Annotated in this window: 14 protein-coding genes; 6 read left to right on the forward strand and 8 right to left on the reverse strand. The window is 41.7% G+C overall.

The genetic code is table 11. The features are described 5' to 3' along the window. From OC25_RS12440 to OC25_RS12450, 3 genes are all read left to right on the forward strand, one after another. Complete coding sequence (locus OC25_RS12440) at positions 1-1,524, forward strand: RagB/SusD family nutrient uptake outer membrane protein (RefSeq protein ID WP_039476506.1); 1,524 nt, start codon at positions 1-3, stop codon at positions 1,522-1,524. After that, the gene (locus tag OC25_RS12445) at positions 1,518-3,374 is read left to right on the forward strand and encodes an alkaline phosphatase (RefSeq protein ID WP_039476508.1); all 1,857 of its coding nucleotides are present in this window, start codon (positions 1,518-1,520) and stop codon (positions 3,372-3,374) included. Before OC25_RS12440 ends, OC25_RS12445 begins: the two co-directional genes overlap by 7 nt. 362 nt (positions 3,375-3,736) lie before the next feature. After that, on the forward strand, positions 3,737-4,639 hold the full coding sequence (locus OC25_RS12450; RefSeq protein WP_039476509.1) for a metallophosphoesterase family protein: 903 nt from the start codon (positions 3,737-3,739) through the stop codon (positions 4,637-4,639). 139 nt (positions 4,640-4,778) lie between these two features. Here OC25_RS12450 and OC25_RS12455 read toward each other — a convergent pair whose 3' ends face one another. Further along, on the reverse strand, positions 4,779-5,249 hold the full coding sequence (locus tag OC25_RS12455) for a hypothetical protein (protein ID WP_039476510.1): 471 nt from the start codon (positions 5,247-5,249) through the stop codon (positions 4,779-4,781). A gap of 182 nt (positions 5,250-5,431) precedes the next feature. Between OC25_RS12455 and OC25_RS26930 the strand changes: the two genes are divergently transcribed. Then, positions 5,432-7,444 (forward strand): sensor histidine kinase, encoded by a 2,013-nt coding sequence (locus OC25_RS26930; protein ID WP_167335395.1) that lies wholly within the window; start codon positions 5,432-5,434, stop codon positions 7,442-7,444. Continuing rightward, positions 7,437-8,078: a response regulator gene (locus OC25_RS12465; protein WP_039476512.1), complete on the forward strand. Its 642-nt coding sequence runs from the start codon at positions 7,437-7,439 to the stop codon at positions 8,076-8,078. Before OC25_RS26930 ends, OC25_RS12465 begins: the two co-directional genes overlap by 8 nt. A gap of 381 nt (positions 8,079-8,459) precedes the next feature. Here the strand turns inward: OC25_RS12465 and OC25_RS12470 are convergent, their stop codons facing one another. The 7 genes from OC25_RS12470 to OC25_RS12495 all read right to left on the reverse strand — a co-directional run bounded on the left by OC25_RS12470 (position 8,460) and on the right by OC25_RS12495 (position 17,974). Then, entirely contained in the window at positions 8,460-9,812 is a 1,353-nt protein-coding gene (locus OC25_RS12470; RefSeq protein ID WP_245221983.1) for an amidohydrolase, read from the reverse strand. A 245-nt stretch (positions 9,813-10,057) separates the two neighbouring features. Further along, the gene (locus tag OC25_RS12475) at positions 10,058-10,903 is read right to left on the reverse strand and encodes an AraC family transcriptional regulator (RefSeq protein WP_039476514.1); all 846 of its coding nucleotides are present in this window, start codon (positions 10,901-10,903) and stop codon (positions 10,058-10,060) included. A gap of 400 nt (positions 10,904-11,303) precedes the next feature. Further along, entirely contained in the window at positions 11,304-11,453 is a 150-nt protein-coding gene (locus tag OC25_RS27900; protein ID WP_156131463.1) for a hypothetical protein, read from the reverse strand. Between the two features lie 69 nt (positions 11,454-11,522). Continuing rightward, positions 11,523-13,121 (reverse strand): SusD/RagB family nutrient-binding outer membrane lipoprotein, encoded by a 1,599-nt coding sequence (locus tag OC25_RS12480; RefSeq protein ID WP_039476516.1) that lies wholly within the window; start codon positions 13,119-13,121, stop codon positions 11,523-11,525. A gap of 3 nt (positions 13,122-13,124) precedes the next feature. Continuing rightward, positions 13,125-16,226 (reverse strand): SusC/RagA family TonB-linked outer membrane protein, encoded by a 3,102-nt coding sequence (locus OC25_RS12485; RefSeq protein ID WP_039476519.1) that lies wholly within the window; start codon positions 16,224-16,226, stop codon positions 13,125-13,127. Between the two features lie 29 nt (positions 16,227-16,255). Beyond that, positions 16,256-17,278 carry a FecR family protein gene (locus tag OC25_RS26935; protein ID WP_052266178.1) on the reverse strand — a complete coding sequence of 341 codons (1,023 nt, stop codon included), beginning with the start codon at positions 17,276-17,278 and terminating at the stop codon, positions 16,256-16,258. A gap of 42 nt (positions 17,279-17,320) precedes the next feature. Then, a complete protein-coding gene (locus tag OC25_RS12495) occupies positions 17,321-17,974 on the reverse strand; it encodes an RNA polymerase sigma-70 factor (protein WP_052266179.1) in 654 nt (217 codons plus the stop codon). 283 nt (positions 17,975-18,257) lie between these two features. On the opposite strand from OC25_RS12495, the gene OC25_RS12500 reads away from it, so the two are divergent. After that, entirely contained in the window at positions 18,258-19,142 is an 885-nt protein-coding gene (locus OC25_RS12500; RefSeq protein WP_039476520.1) for an ROK family protein, read from the forward strand. Positions 19,143-19,174 lie beyond the last annotated feature (32 nt).

Genomic DNA, 19,174 nt, shown 5'->3' on the forward strand with positions numbered 1-19,174 from the left:
ATGAAAACGAATATAAAATACCTGGCAGTAGTTGCTGCAACCCTTTTTGCCTCGTGCACCAAACAGCTCGATATCGTACCTGAGGGTTCACCATCGGCGCAAAACTTCTGGAAAACCAAAGAAGATGCTATTAAAGCAGAAGCCGGCATGTTCGAAAAATATAACGAAGAAGATTATTATGGCCGTGGTATGTTCTGGTTTATCAATGCCAGCGATGACATGGTAACCGGCCGTAACAAGCCTGAGGCCGATAACATCAAAAACTTTAACCGGAGTTATATAGGCGGTGGCTATACCGAATCGCAGTGGAGTATGCGTTATGCCATTATTAAAAGGGCTAACGATATCATTACCAATGTGCCTGGGATTAACATGGATGAAACGCTTAAAAAACAGATTGTCGGCGATGCTTATTTTAATGCTGGTTTGGTTTATTTCCAGCTGGCAGCAAACTACGGTAACGATAAAGCTGGTGTACCAATTGTAACACCTGATGCTGATCCGGCTGTTGCCGTACCACGCGCCAAAAATGTAAACGAAAATTACGATTACATTATCGGGCTCCTGTTAAAAGCTGCCGATAACCTGCCGTATTTTAAAGATATGAAAGCAACCGATTACGGTAAGGCACATAAAACTGCTGCATGGGCTTATTTATCGAAGGTATATTTGTATAAAAAAGATTATGCCAATGCCGCAAAATATGCCGATATGGTTATTACTTCAGGTCAGCATGATTTAATTATGACCGGCTTTGCTGATGTATTTAAAGCCTCAAATAACTGGTCTAAAGAATATATCTGGTCGGTAGTTTGTACACCAAGTGGTGGTGGTACCGGTTGGGGCAGTAAATTGCCTGGTGTAATGTTAACCAATAAAGCCTGGGGTATTTACAATGGCTGGGGGTATTATCTGCCTACCAAAGAGCTTTACGATTCGTACGAAGCAGGCGATCAGCGTCGCGAGGCTACCATTTTAAAACCGGGCGATAAGTTTATGTTTTTTGGCAGCGAACGTAGCTTTACCAAAGATGCAGGGGCAACGTCAAACTACCAGTTTAAAAAATACATGGAGCCTTTCTCTTATGCCAATCCAATCCCTACGCACGTTAACCCGAATGGTGATAACGGAACAACCGATTTAAACGTACCTTTAATGCGTTATGCAGAAGTACTCTTAATTAAAGCCGAAGCCGCAATTAATTTAAGCGGTGCAGGTGCGGGTGATACCGAACTGAATAAAATCAGGCTAAGGGCAGGACTTGCTACCAAATCGGGTATGACGATTGATGATTTGAAACGCGAAAGACGTAATGAGTTGGCCGGAGAATGGGCAGACCGTCACCGTGATTTGGTACGTTGGGGCGATGCACAGGCTACTTACGCCAAACCTTTGCACGATTTTGATGGAACTGTAATCTGGCCAGCCAGAAGTTTCAATCCACAGGTGCATGATGTATGGGCAGTTCCGCAAAGAGAGATTGATAACAGTGCGGGAACGATTAAACAAAACGCAGGATGGTAAAAAGACTTAGTTTAGTGTGCCTGCTGGGCATGGTTGGTTTAAGCATTCAGCCGCTTTATGCGCAGCAAAAACTAACCGCTAACCAGGCACACAGCCACAACGATTATAAACAGCAAATCCCCTTGCTAACTGCATATTATGCGGGTATGGGCTCAATTGAGGCTGATATTTTTTATCGCGATGGCGAATTATTTGTTGCACACGAGCGCTCGGAAATTAAACCCGGGCGTACCTTGCAGAAATTGTATCTCGATCCGCTGGCGGCATTGTACAAAGAAAATGGTAATCACCCTTATCCCGATGCAAAAAAACGGCTTCAGCTCGTAATCGACATTAAAGAAGACCACGAGCATGCCCTTAGTAAACTGATCGAAATTGTTAAAGCTTACGGTAACCTGTTCGATTGGCAACAAAACCCCGATGCCATTAAACTGGTAATTAGTGGTGATGTACCAGCTGCCGATCATTTTAGTGATTATGCTGAAATCATTTCTTTCGATGGCCGGCCGGATAAAACGTATAATACTGCTCAACTGGCGCGCATAGCGATGATTAGCCAAGATCTGGCGCATTACACCGTTTGGAATGGTAAAGGCACGCCAACACCACCAGATTTGCAAAAACTTACTGCTGTAGTGGCTAAGGTGCATCAAATGGGTAAACCTTTCCGCTTCTGGAATACCAAAGATAGTCCGAATACCTGGAAAGAACTTGAACGTATGGGGGTTGACTGGATTGGAACCGATCATCCTGATGCTTTAAAATCTTTTTACCAGAACCGTCCTAAACTGGAATACACCAGTCCTAAGGCTTATGTCCCTTATCAGCCTAACTACAAAAGCGATGGTGCATCCAAAAAGGCCAAAAATGTAATCCTTTTAATTGGCGATGGTATGGGGCTGGCGCAGATTCAGGCAGGGCTTAGTGCTAACTTTGGCCTATCCAATTTGGTTAACCTGAAACATATTGGTTTTTCACGTACCGAAGCCGCGAATTCTGATTTTACCGATTCTGCTGCGGGCGCTACGGCGATGGCCACCGGTCATAAAACCAATAACCGTTACATCAGTTTAGATGCCCAGGGGCGTAAACTAACCCGTATTCCGGATACTTTGGCAAGGTTTGGGATAAAAAGCGGTATTATTAGCAGCGGCGACATTACCGATGCCACACCTGCTGCTTTTTACGCACAGCAAATAGAAAGAACCATGAGCAAGGAGATTGCTGCCGATTTGCAAAACAGCCATGTAGATATTTTAGTAGGATCTAACCGCAGAAGTTTTATTGCCAATACCGATGCCGGGTTAATGGATAAGCTGGCGCAAAAAGGATACAGCTACCGTTCTACACTGGATGAATTTGCAACTGCTAAAACTGGTAAACAACTGGTACTTTTGGCCGATTCGGCTACCCGAAAAGTGCTAGATGGTAGAGGCAACATGCTGCAAACTTCACTGCAGAAAACCATTCAACTGCTTGCTGCTAACCCAAAAGGTTTCTTTATTATGGCTGAAGGGGCACAAATTGATCATGGCGGTCATGCCAACGATTTGCCGTTTGCCGTAACCGAACAACAGGATTTTGACCGTTTAGTAGGCGAGGCGCTTAAATTTGCCGACCAGAATGGAGAAACATTGGTTATTGTTACTGCCGATCATGAAACAGGTGGGTTGTCGTTGCTCGATGCTTCCTACCAAAAAGGAATGGTGAGGGGTAATTTCAGTACCGATGATCATACCAATATTATGGTGCCTGTATTTGCTTATGGCCCGGGCGCTAAAGCTTTTATGGGCGTATATCCAAACAATACCATTTTTGATAAGATTATTAAGGCTTATCAGCTGAAATAGAACTATAGTTTTATTTAGAAAAGCGTTGCAAGTAAAGCTGCAACGCTTTTTTGCGTTAAAAACGGCACGAAGCACACCAATTATTGTTTTTCCGTGCTTTCTGAGTCTCCGTGGCTATTTTTTTATAGGTTGCCACGCTTGCCCAGCCGTTCAGGCGGGGGATGCACGGAGCTCACGGAAGCGTGGAATTTCTTTGTGCTTTTGTGTCTTGGTGGTTCTATATAGTTTTTTACCACAAAGGCACCAGGCACACAAAATAATGTTTTTCTGTGCTTCCGTGGCTATTTTAGCCTAAACCGATCTCGAATTAACATTCAATACACATTCGGAACTTAAATTTGCAGCATTCAAAAACAACATACATGCAAAGAAGAACAGCATTAAGAAATATAGGAGGACTTTTACTATTACCATCAATAAGTACTGCAGTAACGGTAGCGGAGCAGAAACCAGTTTTACGTGTAGCACATATAACCGATATTCATTTAAAGAATGATTTTGGTGCGCCACAAAAGTTTAGCAAATGCCTGCACCACCTCCAGCAACAATCGCCAAAAGTAAACCTGGTTTTAAATGGGGGAGATATGGTATTCGACATGAATAAAGAGAATATCAGTACAATAAACGACCAGTGGAGATTGTTTATGGATACCGTGATGAACGAATCGAATATCCAAACACAATATTGCCTGGGTAACCATGATATCTGGTGGAATGAAAACAGCAAAGGTGATGCCTTTTACGGTAAGAAATACGCAATGGATAAGCTTCAACTGGCCAAACCTTATTATAGTTTTTTAAAAGCGGGCTGGAAGTTTATTGTGTTAGATAGCACCCATCTGGATATCGACAATACCTGGTACATTGGCAAATTGGGCGAGGAGCAGTTTAACTGGCTGAGTGAAGAACTGAAGGCTACGCCGAAAGAAACACCCGTGTTGGTGATGTCGCATATCCCCATACTTACGGCTTTACTGATGATAGAAGATGATATTGTAAATAAGTGGACCATGCTTGGCGGAGATATGCATACCGATACCGCCAAAATCATTAATCTTTTTTATCAGCATCCCAATGTAAAGCTTTGTTTAAGTGGTCACCTGCACATGCGCGATAAAGTAATTTACAATGGAGTTACCTATTTGTGTAATGGAGCCGTATCGGGTGCCTGGTGGAAGGGAAACAGACGGGAAACTGCACCGGGTTATGGCCTGATTGATCTTTTTGCCGATGGAACTTTTGAGGAAAGTTATGTGAATTATTAGGCAAACGAAAGGATAGGCTTTAAGAAATAAATTGGCTATCCTTAACCGGCTGGAACAATTAGCAAAATAAATTTGGTGTAAAAGGCATAAAAAAACCGGTCCATTTTAATGAACCGGTTCATATGAAAGCGCTTAAATATTAAAGCTGGTATGATTTGGTATAAACAGGGCTTCTGTCTTTTACAATTTTTTCTGTTCCCTGATCGATTACTTTACCATCTACTTCGATTTTATAATCAACTGTAAAAGGAGTTGCACCGAATTCGAAACCACCAAACTGAACACTACCGGCAAACAAATTACTGGCCGATTCTAATACAATGGTTTTACCGCCGTTAAAATCATCGGTACCTACGGTAATTACGGTGCCTTTTTTGGTTACTCCGTTTACCAACCAGTCAATTGATGAACCATCTGAGCGACCAGCGGCAACATCTACATCAAAATAATCGCCTTCTGCTTTTTTAAAATCACTTGATAGGGTAATGGTAATTTTTGCCTTTTTACCGCCATTTGCTGCCGGATCATCACTTTTCTTTTTACATGAGAATAGCACGGTTACAGCTATCATGGCCAATGCAAACTGTGTTATTTTTCTCTGGATTTTCATGGGTTTTTGTTTTTAATTGTTAATCAAATGGTAATGTTTACAGTAATTATACTTATCGATACAAAGTAAGGCAATAGGCAAAAACACATCAATCGACATAAAACAGTATTTTTTTCTACTGGTATTCCTGTATTTTTTAACGAAATTTTAGTTTGCCATTTAAAGGCTGCAATTTTATGCGCATGAGAAAAATAAGCTGGCTGATTGCTTTTCTGCTTTTCAGCCTCCATTTAGCTGCGCAATTACCGGCACAGGATAAAAAATACCTCGATAGCCTGAACCAGCTTGCGGTTAAAACCCAATCGGATAGTGTGCGGGCCGAAATTTACTTTACACTTTCGGATTATTGGGTTGACCGCGATTCGATCAAAACGCTATCTTACCTGAATAAAGGGATTAAATACGGGCAGCCTTATCGTTACTTAAGGGGGCGTTATTATTACCTGCTGGCCGATTACTATGCTGCGAAAGACCCTGCCAAAGCCGAAAGCAACTATTTAAAAGCCGATAAAGAATTCGCTGTTTTTACTACCAAACGCGCTTATAAGCAACGCGCCATGCTGTGGCATAACTACGCCTTATTACAGCAGCACAAAGACGATTTAAAAGCTACGCTTGAAATACTGGTTAAACGGGTGCTTCCGCTCTCTGAGAAAGGAGGAGATAATATACAGCTCGGTACCGAATATATCTCTATCTCTACCATTTTTATGAACCTGGAGCAGTACGATAAGGCTGCAAAGTATTCGGAAGCAGGTATTAAATATTTTCAGCACACGCCACCAGGCCAGCTTTACTTACTCGTAAACGCTTACCTCACCACTGCCGAAAGTTATTACCACCTGGATAATGTTGCACAAACAAAAAGGTACCTCGATCTGGCCAAAGCTGTGCTGAACAAATCAGCTCGTGTGGTTTCGCATTCCAACATGGAAATTTTCTGGCTTAAATATCACGAAGTTTTGAGCTGGCACCTCATTGCCATCAAACAATACGATGCTGCGCTGACTAATATTGAAAAGGGTACTGAACTGGCTACTAAAATCGAAGATCAATATACTTTACAGTCTCTGGCCTTTAACCGCTACGACGTGTTATTCGCCCAACATAAATATGCAGAGGCAGAGCGCTTATTACTGCATCTGGTCGGACAAAAAGAAATTCATGCGCTGGCCGATAACCGGCTGATTACGTTCAATAAGCTATCTGCTTTTTACCAGGCAACTGGTAATATGAAGGAGGCTTATAACTGGCTTAAAAAAAGTAAGGCACTAAGTGATAGTATTAATGAAAGTAAACTGAAAAGCGATATCAATACGCTCGAAATTAAATACCATGCGGCCGAAAATCAGAAGAAAATTGCCGGTTTAAGTGCTGAAAAGAAACAAAATCTGCTCACCTTAAAAAACCAGCGTTTAGCCAACTGGTTGCTTACGGCGGCTATTGTTTTGTTACTGGTGCTTACAGGTTTCATTTTCTTTTACTACCGGAGTTATAAAAAACTGGCCTTGCAACGCGAAATAAACCTGAAACAGCAGGCTACCGAGCTGGCACAAAAACAACAGATAGAAGTTACCCGTGCCATGCTGGATGCCGAAGAAAATGAGCGCAACCGGGTAGCCCGCGATTTGCATGATGGATTAGGCGGAATGCTGGCAGGTGTAAAAATTAATTTATTAAGCTGGGCAAAGTATAATAAAAATATGGAAACACAGGATTTTGAATTACAACGCATTATCAGCCAGTTAGATGGGTCAGTAAACGAGCTGAGGAATATTGCACGCAATATGATGCCGCAAACACTGCTAAATTATGGTTTGGAAGCTGCTTTGAAAGAGCTTTGCGAAAGCGTAATGGATCGCGATCTGGAAGTTGATTTTCAGGCCATTAATATCAGTAAAGAGATTGGCCTGTCGCAACAGATAAGTATTTACCGCATTGTTCAGGAAATCCTAGCCAATATCTTAAAACATGCCGGAGCAACCGAAATTTTATTGCAATGCAGCGAAAACCAACATCGTTTTTACATCACAGCCGAAGATAATGGCAAAGGTTTTGATGTGGAAAGCAGTAACCTCAAAAATGGCCTCGGATTGGCTAATATCAGAAAGCGTGTCGAGTATTTTAATGGGCGCTTCGATATTGCATCGACCATAAACGAGGGCACTACCATTAATATAGAGCTTGATGTTTGATACTGTAAGAAAGACCAGAATTATAATTATAGATGACCACCCATTAGTATCAGCCGGATTGGAGAGCCTGTTGGCAAGGGAAGAAGATTTTGAAGTAATTGGCACTTTTGCTTCTGGCCTGGCGGGATTGGCCTTTTTAGCGCAAAACCAGGCCGATATTGTTATTCTGGATATTTCGCTACCTGATGTAAATGGGGTAGACCTCTGTTTAAAAATAAAGTCGCTTTTACCACAATGTGATGTGCTGGCTTTAAGTAACCATACGGAAAGGATGCTGATGATGCAAATGTTGCAAAACGGAGCCTCTGGTTATCTGCTTAAAAATGCGCCGATTGATGAGATTATTAACGGTATAAAAGATTGTTTAAAAGGCGAAATGGCTTTTAGCAAAGAAGTAAAAGCCATTATGCTGAAGCCATCAGTTAACGAACTGGGTACGCGACCCAAAATTACCAAACGCGAAAAACAGATTTTAAAACTAATTGAAGAAGGTAAAACCACAGTAGCGATGGCCGATTTACTCTTTGTAAGTCCTTTAACCATCGAAACCCACCGCAGAAACCTGATGCAGAAGTTCGGCGTAAAAAACGCCCTCGAGCTGATCAAAATCTCTCGCGAACAACTATTACTTTAAACCATTCAAGCCACTACACTTGTACCTCCATCGTCATTGCGAACTGGCTTTTTTGCCAGCGTGGCAATCTATTTATATGCACCCATTTGGTTATTGCAATTTGATTATTGGTAATTGTAAATTGGTTATTGCTAACTACAAACTGCCAACTGTTAACTAGTTTAATCGGTTAATTGTTTAAACTGGTTAACTGATACACAACGCCCAACTCTAAATTTAGTTTAATCATTGATTATCGGTCATTGGTCATTAGTTCATTGGTTCATTGGTCATTAGTTCATTGGTCATTGTTAATTGGTTATTGAGTATTAGTCATTGATTATTGGTACTTGTGAATTGGTTATTGCTAACTGCCAACTGTTTATTGCCAACTGACCTTCTCTAAAATACCACTTTCCCTCCCTGAATCAGCGATTTAACAGGCGAAACCCTTGATACCGCTTCAGCAGAGCAACTGGCATCTACCAGTACTACATTGGCTTTATCGCCTGCTTTTGGCCATTGCCTTTCACCTTTATCGCTTAATGGCAAAATATTACCTGTAGCCAGTTTTAAAATTCGCGAAAGATCAAATTCAGTACGGTAACCATAAACCTGAGCTGCAACATTTGCTTTTTGTAAAATGCTGCCTGTGCCAAAAGTGCTCCAATGGTCTACAATACAATCATTCCCCGCCACAACATCTACACCATATTTATACAGCGTTGGAATCGGCATCGGAGTGCCTGTCATTGGGATGGTCGAAGCAATTCCCATTTTAGCTGCGCCTAGTTTTTCGGCAATTTCTTCTGTTTTGGCTTTATCCAGGTAACGTAAAGCAAAAGCATGACTTACGAAGGTTTTACCTTTCAATACCGGGTTTTCCATTACCTTGGCAATCAGGTATTCGATGGTTTTAATACCTGGTTCGCCCGATTCGTGCAAGTGGATATCAATTCCTTTACCATGATCGAGTGCCAGCTGGATCACAAAATCCATGTGTTTTTCTATGCCGCCATCAATACTGGTAGGATCGAGACCGCCAATAAAATCGATATCCATTTTGGCCGCTTCTTTCATCAGTTCGGTCGATTGTGTATAGTAAAGCCCATGTTGCGGAAAAGCAACTAACTCAGTCTCAAACGAATCTTTTTTATGTTCAAGAGCCGTTTGCAGGTGCTTTAAAGAGTCGAGCTTGGATGTAGGCTCAATATTTACGTGCGAACGTGCATAACCTGTTCCGTATGATTGCAGGAGTTCGATCAGCTTTTCGGTACGCGTAACTGAGGTTTTTAACAAATCCGGGATGATCTGCTGCTCAAAGGCAATCATATCTTTTACACTTCTGTTTTTCTTCAGGTGAGCCTGCCACGCTAAACCATAATAAGTTTTATCGAGGTGGATGTGCATATCCTTAAATGCAGGTAGCATTAACCAGCCTTTGGCATCTATAGCCTTTGCATTGGGTTGGTTGGGTGTAATATTTTTTATTTTACCGTCTTCAATCTCAATAGTAAACAATTCGGTTTTGGTATGAATCACATCTTCGCCGTCATATTCAAAACCAGTTTCGAGCCTTACATTTTTTAAAGTATAGTTTTTACCCGCAGGTTTGCTAAGCGAATTTTCAGCAGCATCGGCTTCTCCGGTAGCAAGCAAGCAGCTGCTTGCCAATAAAATAGAAGAGCTTTTAATAAAGTTTTTTCGGGTGATGGATTGTGGAATCATAGTGGTTAAAATCTGAAATACAAACATAACACACCGCTGATTTTTATTAGCGTAATATTTATCTTAAAAATTGTATCATTTATTAAAAGTGTATGCTTTTGAAGATTGTTTGTTGTGTATTTGGTGAGGTTGTAAGGTGTAATTCATGATTGGTTCATTAGCCATTCGTTCATTGGTCACACCCATAGTCTAAATTTTACATATTCACAAAACCGTCTGAAAATTGTTTATTGGTTGTTGGTAATTGATAAGGTGTGATTGGGTTTACCTTTCTATTGTTCCCTAAACTGCTTTGGCGTACTCCGAGTATGTTTTTTGAAAAATTTAGAGAAATAAGCTAAATCATAAAAGCCCAGCTCAAAAGCTAAAGCCTTGATGGGTTTTTCGGTAGTGAGTAATATCCGTTTGGTTTCGAGAATTAGCCTTTCGTGTATTAATGCAGTAGCAGAAACATGAAAATGCTTTTGGCAAAGGATATTGAGATAGTTGGCAGAAATGTTCAGCTGGTCGGCGTAATAAGAAACAAGTTTTTCGCTTTTATAATGCTTATCTATCAGCCCCAGGTATTTAAACAAAACAGGCTTGCTTTGGTAAACGGTTTGCTTGTTAAAAATGGTTTCTGCCTCGCGACTAATCATTAAAGCAATAAGCCTGAGCCTGGCGGTAAGTATCTCAGCTAAACGGTTTGAACCTTCCATTTCGACCTTTACCTGTATCATTTCGTGTAAAATCTGCTCAAATGATGTCTTACTTAGCTTAATTACCGGATAATTTTGGTACAGCATTAACGAAAACCGTAGCGAGCTGGCCAGCGTTTCAAACATTTGCCGGTTAATCATAATCTGATGGGCAACCGTATCGGGCCCCAAATCCCATTTGTGTATCTGCTCCGGAAAAAGCAGGTGCAACTGGTATTGCTCAACCGGGTGATCTACAAAATCAATGCTATGGTTTCCGCTCCCTTGTTCAAAAAGCATAAACAGAAAAAAATCATGTTTATGGGGCTTTTCGATATGCCTTTCACCTTCAATATAATGGTACAGCAAATCACTCCCGAGGTTTTGGTCAGGCGAAAATTCATTGATATCCAGGATTGGAAAATGCGGTACAGCAGGCATGGACGAAAGGTACGGAAAAAGTCGGAGGACCGACGTCCGTAGACGGAAGTTTGGGTGCTTAATTTATCGCTCGTTGCTTAGGTGTGCTTAGCTGTCTGAGGTGGTTGAAAAAGTCGGAGGTCAGATGTCCGGAGTCGGAAGCCTGGGCGTTTAGCTAGCGATTATAATTAGGTGTTCCGACATGCCTGAGAGCTCTAATGGGATCGTCATTTCGAGCGGAGTGCAACGCAGTCGAGAAATCTGTAAGATAGATTTCTCCATTTCGCCATCGGAAAAAGCCGATTGGCTACAGTCGAAATGACGATCATATTATTTGAGTTGACATTGGTATGCCGCCGAAAGAATTGATATAATATATAAGGCTATATTTTCTTCTCTTATGGGGTTAAGCCAGGGGCGTTTACCGCAACAAAAGCCCCGCAATCAGTAAAGCAGAAATCACCAGGATAAAAATAATCATCGGTTTAAACTCACTGTTTTCCTGCTTATCTTCGCTATCCTCCGCTATATTTTCCTGTTTCTGCTTGCTCCAATTTAACATGTAATCCATAGGTAATCTGTTAATACAATAAGTCTGACTACAGAACAACCTTATGGTTTAATATCCCAAATGTTAAATTTATTTATCCCACCATACCCTTGCGGTTAAAATGTCGCCTCCGTTTAAACGGCTCACTGCTTCTTTATAGTTGCTGGTGTTGTTTAAAATCTCTGTCGAGAGGTAAATCATGCGCCGCGGAATGGTTGCATTGGTGGTATTACCTGGATAATTTACTGGTGTAAGGACTGGATAACCACTTCGTTTCCAGTTTAACCACGATTCGATAAAGTTAAAATTGGTGCCGGTAGCCAGCCAATATTGAGTGTTAATGCCATTCAGGCTGTTTTGCATATTGCTTTCATCCAAAGGATTTTGCGAAACGTAACTTTCAATTGTACCCTGTGGTATTTTTCCAGTAGGATCTAGCTGTGCCAGCGATTGTAGTGCCGCTGTCACCCCATTTGCATAATGCGTTGTGGCCGTACCAGGTATGTTCCAGCCCCTTGCTTTGGCTTCGGCCAGTAAAAGCTCTGTTTCGGCATAGGTCATGATAAAAATCGGACCACCCAGCTTAAGGTACAATGCTGTTTTGGGTCTGGAGTATTTTCCCAGTGGGGCAAAATCAGCTCCTGTACCCGTACCACCCGGGTAACCGATAGAGTTGCGCACATCTGTTGGTCCTTCCTGCAGGTCGAGGCCATTGGGCAGACCCAACTGAACCGCAGGATCACTATTGCCCGATAATTTCTGATCGGCATTATTGGCCAGTCCGGGCTGGGGCACCTCGCCAATAACACCTAAACGGGGATCGTTGGTTTTGCGGAGCTGATCGATCAGCGTTTTGCTCCAACGCACTTCCCGGTAATCAGAAAAAGTTCTTAAAGCCAGCGAAGTTCCGTTTTGACTGTTAAAAGACGACGCGTCGGTAACAATAATGGCATTATCACTAATATCGGTGAAAGTATTGCCAGCACATTTTTCGGCCCACATCTTAGCCTTTTCGGGATTAACCTTGGTTAAACGCATGGCCATGCGCAGCAAAATAGCATAACCCAGTTTTTTCCATTTCAGGATATCACCTTTATAAAAAAGATCGGCGGTAGGTTTTGGTTTCTGCGGATCGAGATTTTGAATGGCTTTTTCCAGATCGGTTAGCATGGCATCGTAAATGTCTTCCTGCTTATCGTAACGCGGATATTTAATGCCCTGCATGGCTTTAGCAGCATCAAAATAGGGTACATCGCCGTAAGTATCGGTTATGCGCTGCAAAATCAGGATGGCCATAATATCGCCAATGTTAATGAGGTTGCTATTGGTTTCCTGGTTTTTAAGGCTCGCTAAACGTTGCATTTCGCGCACTACGGAGAGTTGCAAATAACCTTCTTCGAAAATACGGCCCTGGTAATCTGTAAAATTGGCAACGTTAATGTATTTGTCTCCGTTGTTGTAGTAGAAATAGGTCGAAGCCAGCAGTTGCATCATGGTACTTTGGTAAACCAGCTGATAATAGCCAATATTGGCATATTTTAATTGTGCAGTAGAAAGCAGTTCGTTCGGATCATAGTCTTTCTCTGGAATTTTTGTGGTATCGGTGTTAATTTCATCGAGCTGTGCTTTCGAACATCCTATAAAACAGAAGCAGATGATAAATGCGATATAAATCAGGTTATTTTTCATCTGTTATTTAAATTTAAAGTTAAAATTGATTCCGAATGTACGCGTAGCAGGTAACGAAGCACCTTCAATGCCCGCATAGGCCAGTATAGGCGAAAATTCAGACTCCGGATCGATATTTTTAGTGTATTTGAGCAAGGTAAACAGGTTTCGGCCCACTAAATCAATAGAAATGCTCTTAAACGGGGTTTTGAGCAGCGCACTAGGGCTAAAAACATAACCCAGCGTAGCCTGCCTGAATTTGATGAAACTACCATTCAATACTGATAAGGCCGATATGTTACTGGCCAGTTCGGGATAGTAACTGTAAGCAGGAACATTAGTGTTGTTTTTGGTGCCATTTTCGTAAACACCATCGGCCACTATACCCGTTTCGCGACCGGGCAGTGTGGCTTTGTTGAGGCCGTTTACATACGAGTAATTTTCTGTCGCCGATAAAATCTTGTTGCCAAACCTAAAATCGATCAGGAAAGAGAGCTGAAACTGTTTGAAGGTAAAACGATTATTGAGCCCGCCATAAAAGGGTGGGATAGTGGTACCCATGGGAACAAAATCGCCGCGTTTGGGAATGCCATCTGTGCCGACAATAATATTACCTGATGCATCTCTCTTATAATCATAGGCCATGATTTGTGTAATCGGCTTGCCAACCACCAGGGCCGTATTAGCGTTTAAAGGGCGGTAAGCACCTGTTAAGGTATAATTGCTATTGCCATCTATTGATAACAAAGTGTTTTTAACGTAGGTAAAGTTAAAATCGATATCCCACTTCTTATCTTTTTGAAGGATAGGTGTATAGGTAATAGCCGTTTCTATTCCGCTGTTGCGTGTTTTGCCCAAGTTAACGTAAGCTGAAGTAAAACCAGTAGTAACCGATTGTTTGGCATTGATAATTTCGTTATTGGTTACCCGGTGGTAGTAGGTTAAATCGAAGGTAAGCCTGCTTTCAAAAAACTTCAGGTTTAGTCCTGCTTCATATTCATCCAGGGTAAAGGGCTTTAAATTGTAATTGGGCAAGTCCTTAGCGAAATCGCCTAATGGCACACCATTAATATTATCGTTCGAGGCGTAGTAAATTTGCGTGGTGTATGGGGTAGTGGGCTCGCCACTGGTTCGGGCATAATCCAGGCGAAGTTTACCAAAACTTAATCCTTTGATGGAAAGCAAGTCTGAAAAGATAAAACTGCCCGAAATACCTGGAACAAATATTCCCCGGTTGTTTGTGGGAAGGGTGGAGTAAACGTCGTAACGGCCCGTTAAAGAGAAGTTTAGCAATTGTTTGTAGGCCAGGTCGGCAGTAAAGTATGCTGATTCAGTTACAATTTTCGAAATGCTATGTGTACTGTTTTTGGTGATCAGATTTTCGGGTGTGTACAAATATGGGATAATAAACTGCGATCCCACAATCTTATCCGTAGAGCCGTTTCTTTCGCGGTAATTCGCCCCAAGCGAAACATCTAAATCTAAGCTTTCGCTGATACTGCGGTTGGCCGTAAGTAAGAGGTCAGTATTAAATTCTGAGGTATGTAAAGTATCGAGTTTGTTGATGCCGCCCTGGCGATTTACCGAAAAAGCGGTTCCGGTTGGTAAAATACTGAGCAGCTGATCACTGCTTACATCATAACCCAACCGGCCTTGTGCAGCCAGCCAGTTATTAAAACGGTACTTTACCGAACCCGACGAAATGGAGCGGTTGCGTTTGGCGTAATCAGCTTGGCGGTTAAGCAGAAAATAGGGATTGGTTTTATATTCATCGGCATTCCAGCGACTTTCGTTGCCTGTAGACTCATCGTAGCCAGGTGCCAGCAGCGATTCGTCTAAACTCGTGGCCAGTGCAGCAATACCATAATTGGCGTTTAAAGGCCCGTCGCTGAGGTAGCTCTTATTTTTATTGTTTTCGTAAATATAATTGCTGTTAAAACTTACCGTAAGCTTTTTCGACAGATCGAAAGAACCATAGATATTAAAGGTTTTACGGTTCAGGTGGCCGTTTTTTAAAATTGAGCTGTGGTCGAGGTTAGAAGCCGAAACACGGTAAATACTTCGTTTAGTGCCGCCAACCCATGAAAGGGTATTGGTAAAGGCAGGTGCAATGCGGTAAAAATTGGTGATGTTGTTTTTAGCAGGAAGGTAAGGTTTGGATGAGCCATCTACCTGTGGTGAAAGCCTGCCATCCATCTTTTCGCCCCAGCTCGAAATGCCTGTAGAGGTAGCACCATAAAAATCGGCCGGACGTTTGTTTTGTGCACCTTGCCCATACACATACTGAAAATCAGTGTTATTTACAGGGCTATCGAAAGCAAGATTGGAATTGTATTCAAAGGATGAATTGGCATTTTCCTTTCCGCTTTTTAAGGTAATCAGGATTACTCCGTTTGCTGCCCTGGCACCATATAATGCAGATGCTGCCGAACCTTTCAGGATCGTAACTGTTTCTATATCATCAGGGTTAATGTTGCTGATCCCGTCGCCGTAATCGGCACCGCCGTACTCATTGGCACTACCACGAATGCTGTTATCGATGGGCAAACCATTAATAACAAACAGGGGCGAAGCAGCACTCATACTGGCTGCTCCTCTCAGTAAAATCCGTGCCGAAGAAGAAGGGCCGCCGTTAGTGCTGTTAATGCTTAAACCGGCAACAAGCCCTTGCAGCGAAAGTATAAAGTTAGATTCACGCGCCTGGGTGAGGCTTTCGCCGGGTACTACAGTTACGGCATAGCCAATTTTGCGGTTATCTTTTTTAATGCCGAGGGCGGTTATGACCACCTCTTTGAGGTTCGTTGCAGTATCGACCAGAGCAGGTCGGCTCTCGAGCTGCCTGATTACAATCAGCTGATCGGGTAATACGGCATAGGTATAGCCGGTATTTTTTAATAGCTGAGTTAAAACATGGGTAACCTCGGCATCGTGTACTTTTAGGGTAATGAGGCGCTGCGGAATTTTCGATTCGCTGAAGACAAAACGGTATTTGGTTTGATGCTGAATAGAATCGATTATACTTTCGAAACTTACCGCTTTTACATTAAGGCTAATGCGGGTTTGCGCATAACTATTGAGGCAAAAGAACAGGCATAATAAAAAAAATAATTTCGAAATCAGCCTCATAGTAACCTGTCACCACTGGTTTAACAACATTAGCGGTAAATGTAAACAGTTTGATCTTTTATTTTATAATTAAAATGTTCAATCATTTGGAGTGCATTTAACACCTCGGTAATATTTTCCTGGGTAAACTGACCGGTAAATTTCAAATCTTTCAACTTTTCGCTCTCGAAAGCGATTGTAATGCCATACCATCTTTCAAATTGTTTGGAAATAGATCCGAAATCACTGTTTTTGAAAGTGAGTCTGTTATTTGTCCAGGAGGTTTCGATAATTGTATTGGGATCTTCGCCTGCGTAGTAAGTGAGTCGTTGCATACTCCCCTCATTTTTCTGGTTATCCAGCACAAATTTATCTTTAGGCTGCAAAATGAATTTCTGGTTGGTGTTATTTTTTAGCTGAATTTCTACACGGCCTCTAATTAGGGTTGTTTCGGTAAAAGCATCGTTTTTGTAGGCTTTCACATCGAAAGCGGTTCCTAAAACCTTTACCTGTATCTTATCTGTATGGATAATGAATGGGTGCGCTGCATCTTTTTTTACATCAAAAAAGGCTTCTCCACTTAAATAAACCTCGCGGGTATTGCCTGTAAAATTTGCGGGATATTTTAATCCGGAAACTGCATTAAGCGTTACGGTGGTACCATCGGCCAGCGTTAGTTTTTTAACCGATTTTGCTGGCGTACTGGCCAGCTTCCAAACCAACTCATTTGCGGGTTGACTTGTGGTTAAAAATGTTTTGTAAATTAAAAATCCACATGTGGCTAATACGATTACAGCAGCAATTTTTAACCAGATGCTGTAATTTGCTTGGGTTTTTAAGGGTTGTGCCTCAGTTTCTTCAATAGGGCTAATCCTGGTAGTAATGCGTTCAAAAACTTCATCAATATTTTGGCCTGGTGCTTCTTTTTTCGAAAAATAGGTGCTTAAAGATTGATATTCCTGCTGGTAACCTGCATTAGCAGCCAGCAGCGATTTAAATTCAGTCGATTCTTCAGGTGAAAGTTCTCCAGCCAGTTGTTTGCCAAGCAATTCTGTAAATCTTTGATCTGTCATTGTATGTTTTACCCCTTGTGTATTAATATAGTACTTAAAGATTTAAAAATTGCCTACAACATATTTGAAAAAAGTGATGATTCCCAGTAAGATAACCATACTGATGAGCTTTTCGCCTATTTCAGCATTGAAACCGCTTGGCTTTTCACTTTTTAAAACCAACCTGAGTTTGGCAATGGCCCTGAATAGCTGGGTTTGTACCGTCCGAGGACTAATTTCGAGGATGTCGGCCACTTCCTTATATTTTAAACCGTTTTCTTTAATTAACCTGAATACCAGTTTGGCTTGTGCAGGCAATGTTTCTATGGCATTATCCAGCTTATGGTGTAATTCTTTTCGTGCCAGTAAACTTTCGGGCGTATAAGCCTCAACCGGATGTTCGGCTTCATTTTCGGCCAGATCGATAAAGGTAGTACCCGATTTTTTTTTCAGGTATTTTAACGATTGGTTTCTAACCGCCACAAAGAAATAACTTTCGGGTTGCTGTATGTGTGTGCTTTCTTTCCGGTTTTCCCAGCACCTTACAAAAATTTCGGCTATAATGTCTTCAGCAACCTCTTGCTCGCGCACGTAGTAAAGCGCAAGCTTATGCAGGCTGTTATACAGGTAGCGATAAAGCACTTCGAAAGATTTAATATCATCTTCGAGGCAAATCCTGGTCCATAAAACAACAAAATCTGGCTTGGCTACTTTCAACTCTGCAACGCTATTTGGTTAAATAAAAAGTAATAATAAAAATAATTATCAAAAAAATGCATTTGCCTGTAGGCAGTTTTTCAGAAAAACAGATCATTGATATAAGGCCGTAATATTTTTCGACCAGTTAATTAACCTTAAAAACTGTTTTAACCAATATAAACCCCTCTTAATCATGTATAAAGCACAAACTAATCGTTCAAGTCACATCGGCGCTCTACAGGTAAAAGGATTTACCAAAGGTGCTAAAACTTTTAATTGCTTATCTCATTAAACTCAATAAATGACAACAAATAAATATGTTCTGGGTGTAGATATCGGTGGCTCGCACATTACCGCGGCTGTGGTGGATATGGAAAACAGGCTTATCATCGAAGAATCTTACACGCGATGCTGGATAGATGCCCATGGGAAACCCGAAACCATTATCAATAACTGGAAAGCTGCAATTGAGCAGGCTTATGATAAAGCTGGGCTGGAGGTGGATAAGATTGGGATTGCCATGCCGGGCCCATTCGATTATGAAAACGGGATCTCGCACATTGCCGGGAACGATAAATATGAAGCATTTTATGGCTTAAACGTAAAAAATATGCTGGCTGCTGCATTGGGTATTGATGCCGCTAATATTTTAATGAAAAATGATGCAGCCTGCTTCTTAGCCGGCGAAATGTTTGCCGGCGCCGTAAAAGATTATGCCAATGTAATTGGTATTACTTTAGGTACGGGGCTGGGTTCGGCTGTGGCCACTTATGGCAATACACGCGATGCCAACCTTTGGTGCAGTTCGTTTCTGGATGGCATAGCCGAAGATTATCTCTCTACGCGCTGGTTTTTAAAGCGCTATTACCAGCTTACTGGTGTAAATATGATCGACGTAAAAAGTTTAACCGGATTGTATGATGAAAGCGAAACCATCAGGACCATATTCGAAGAATTTTCGCAGCATCTGGCAGCCTTTTTAATGCTGTTTTTACAAGATAACCAGGCCGATGCCATTGTAATTGGTGGTAACATCAGTAATGCCTCGGCTAAATTTCTACCCAATGTATTGAAAGAATTTAAAGCGAACGACATCGAAATGCCGGTGCGGATCTCCGAATTAAATGAACGGGCTGCTATTGCCGGTGCAGCAAGCTGCTGGGAAAACCTTGCTGTAACCAGTTAAAATAAATGAACTAACTAACACTAATTATCATA

Source organism: Pedobacter kyungheensis, assembly GCF_000812965.1.
Classification (GTDB): Bacteria; Bacteroidota; Bacteroidia; order Sphingobacteriales; family Sphingobacteriaceae; genus Pedobacter; species Pedobacter kyungheensis.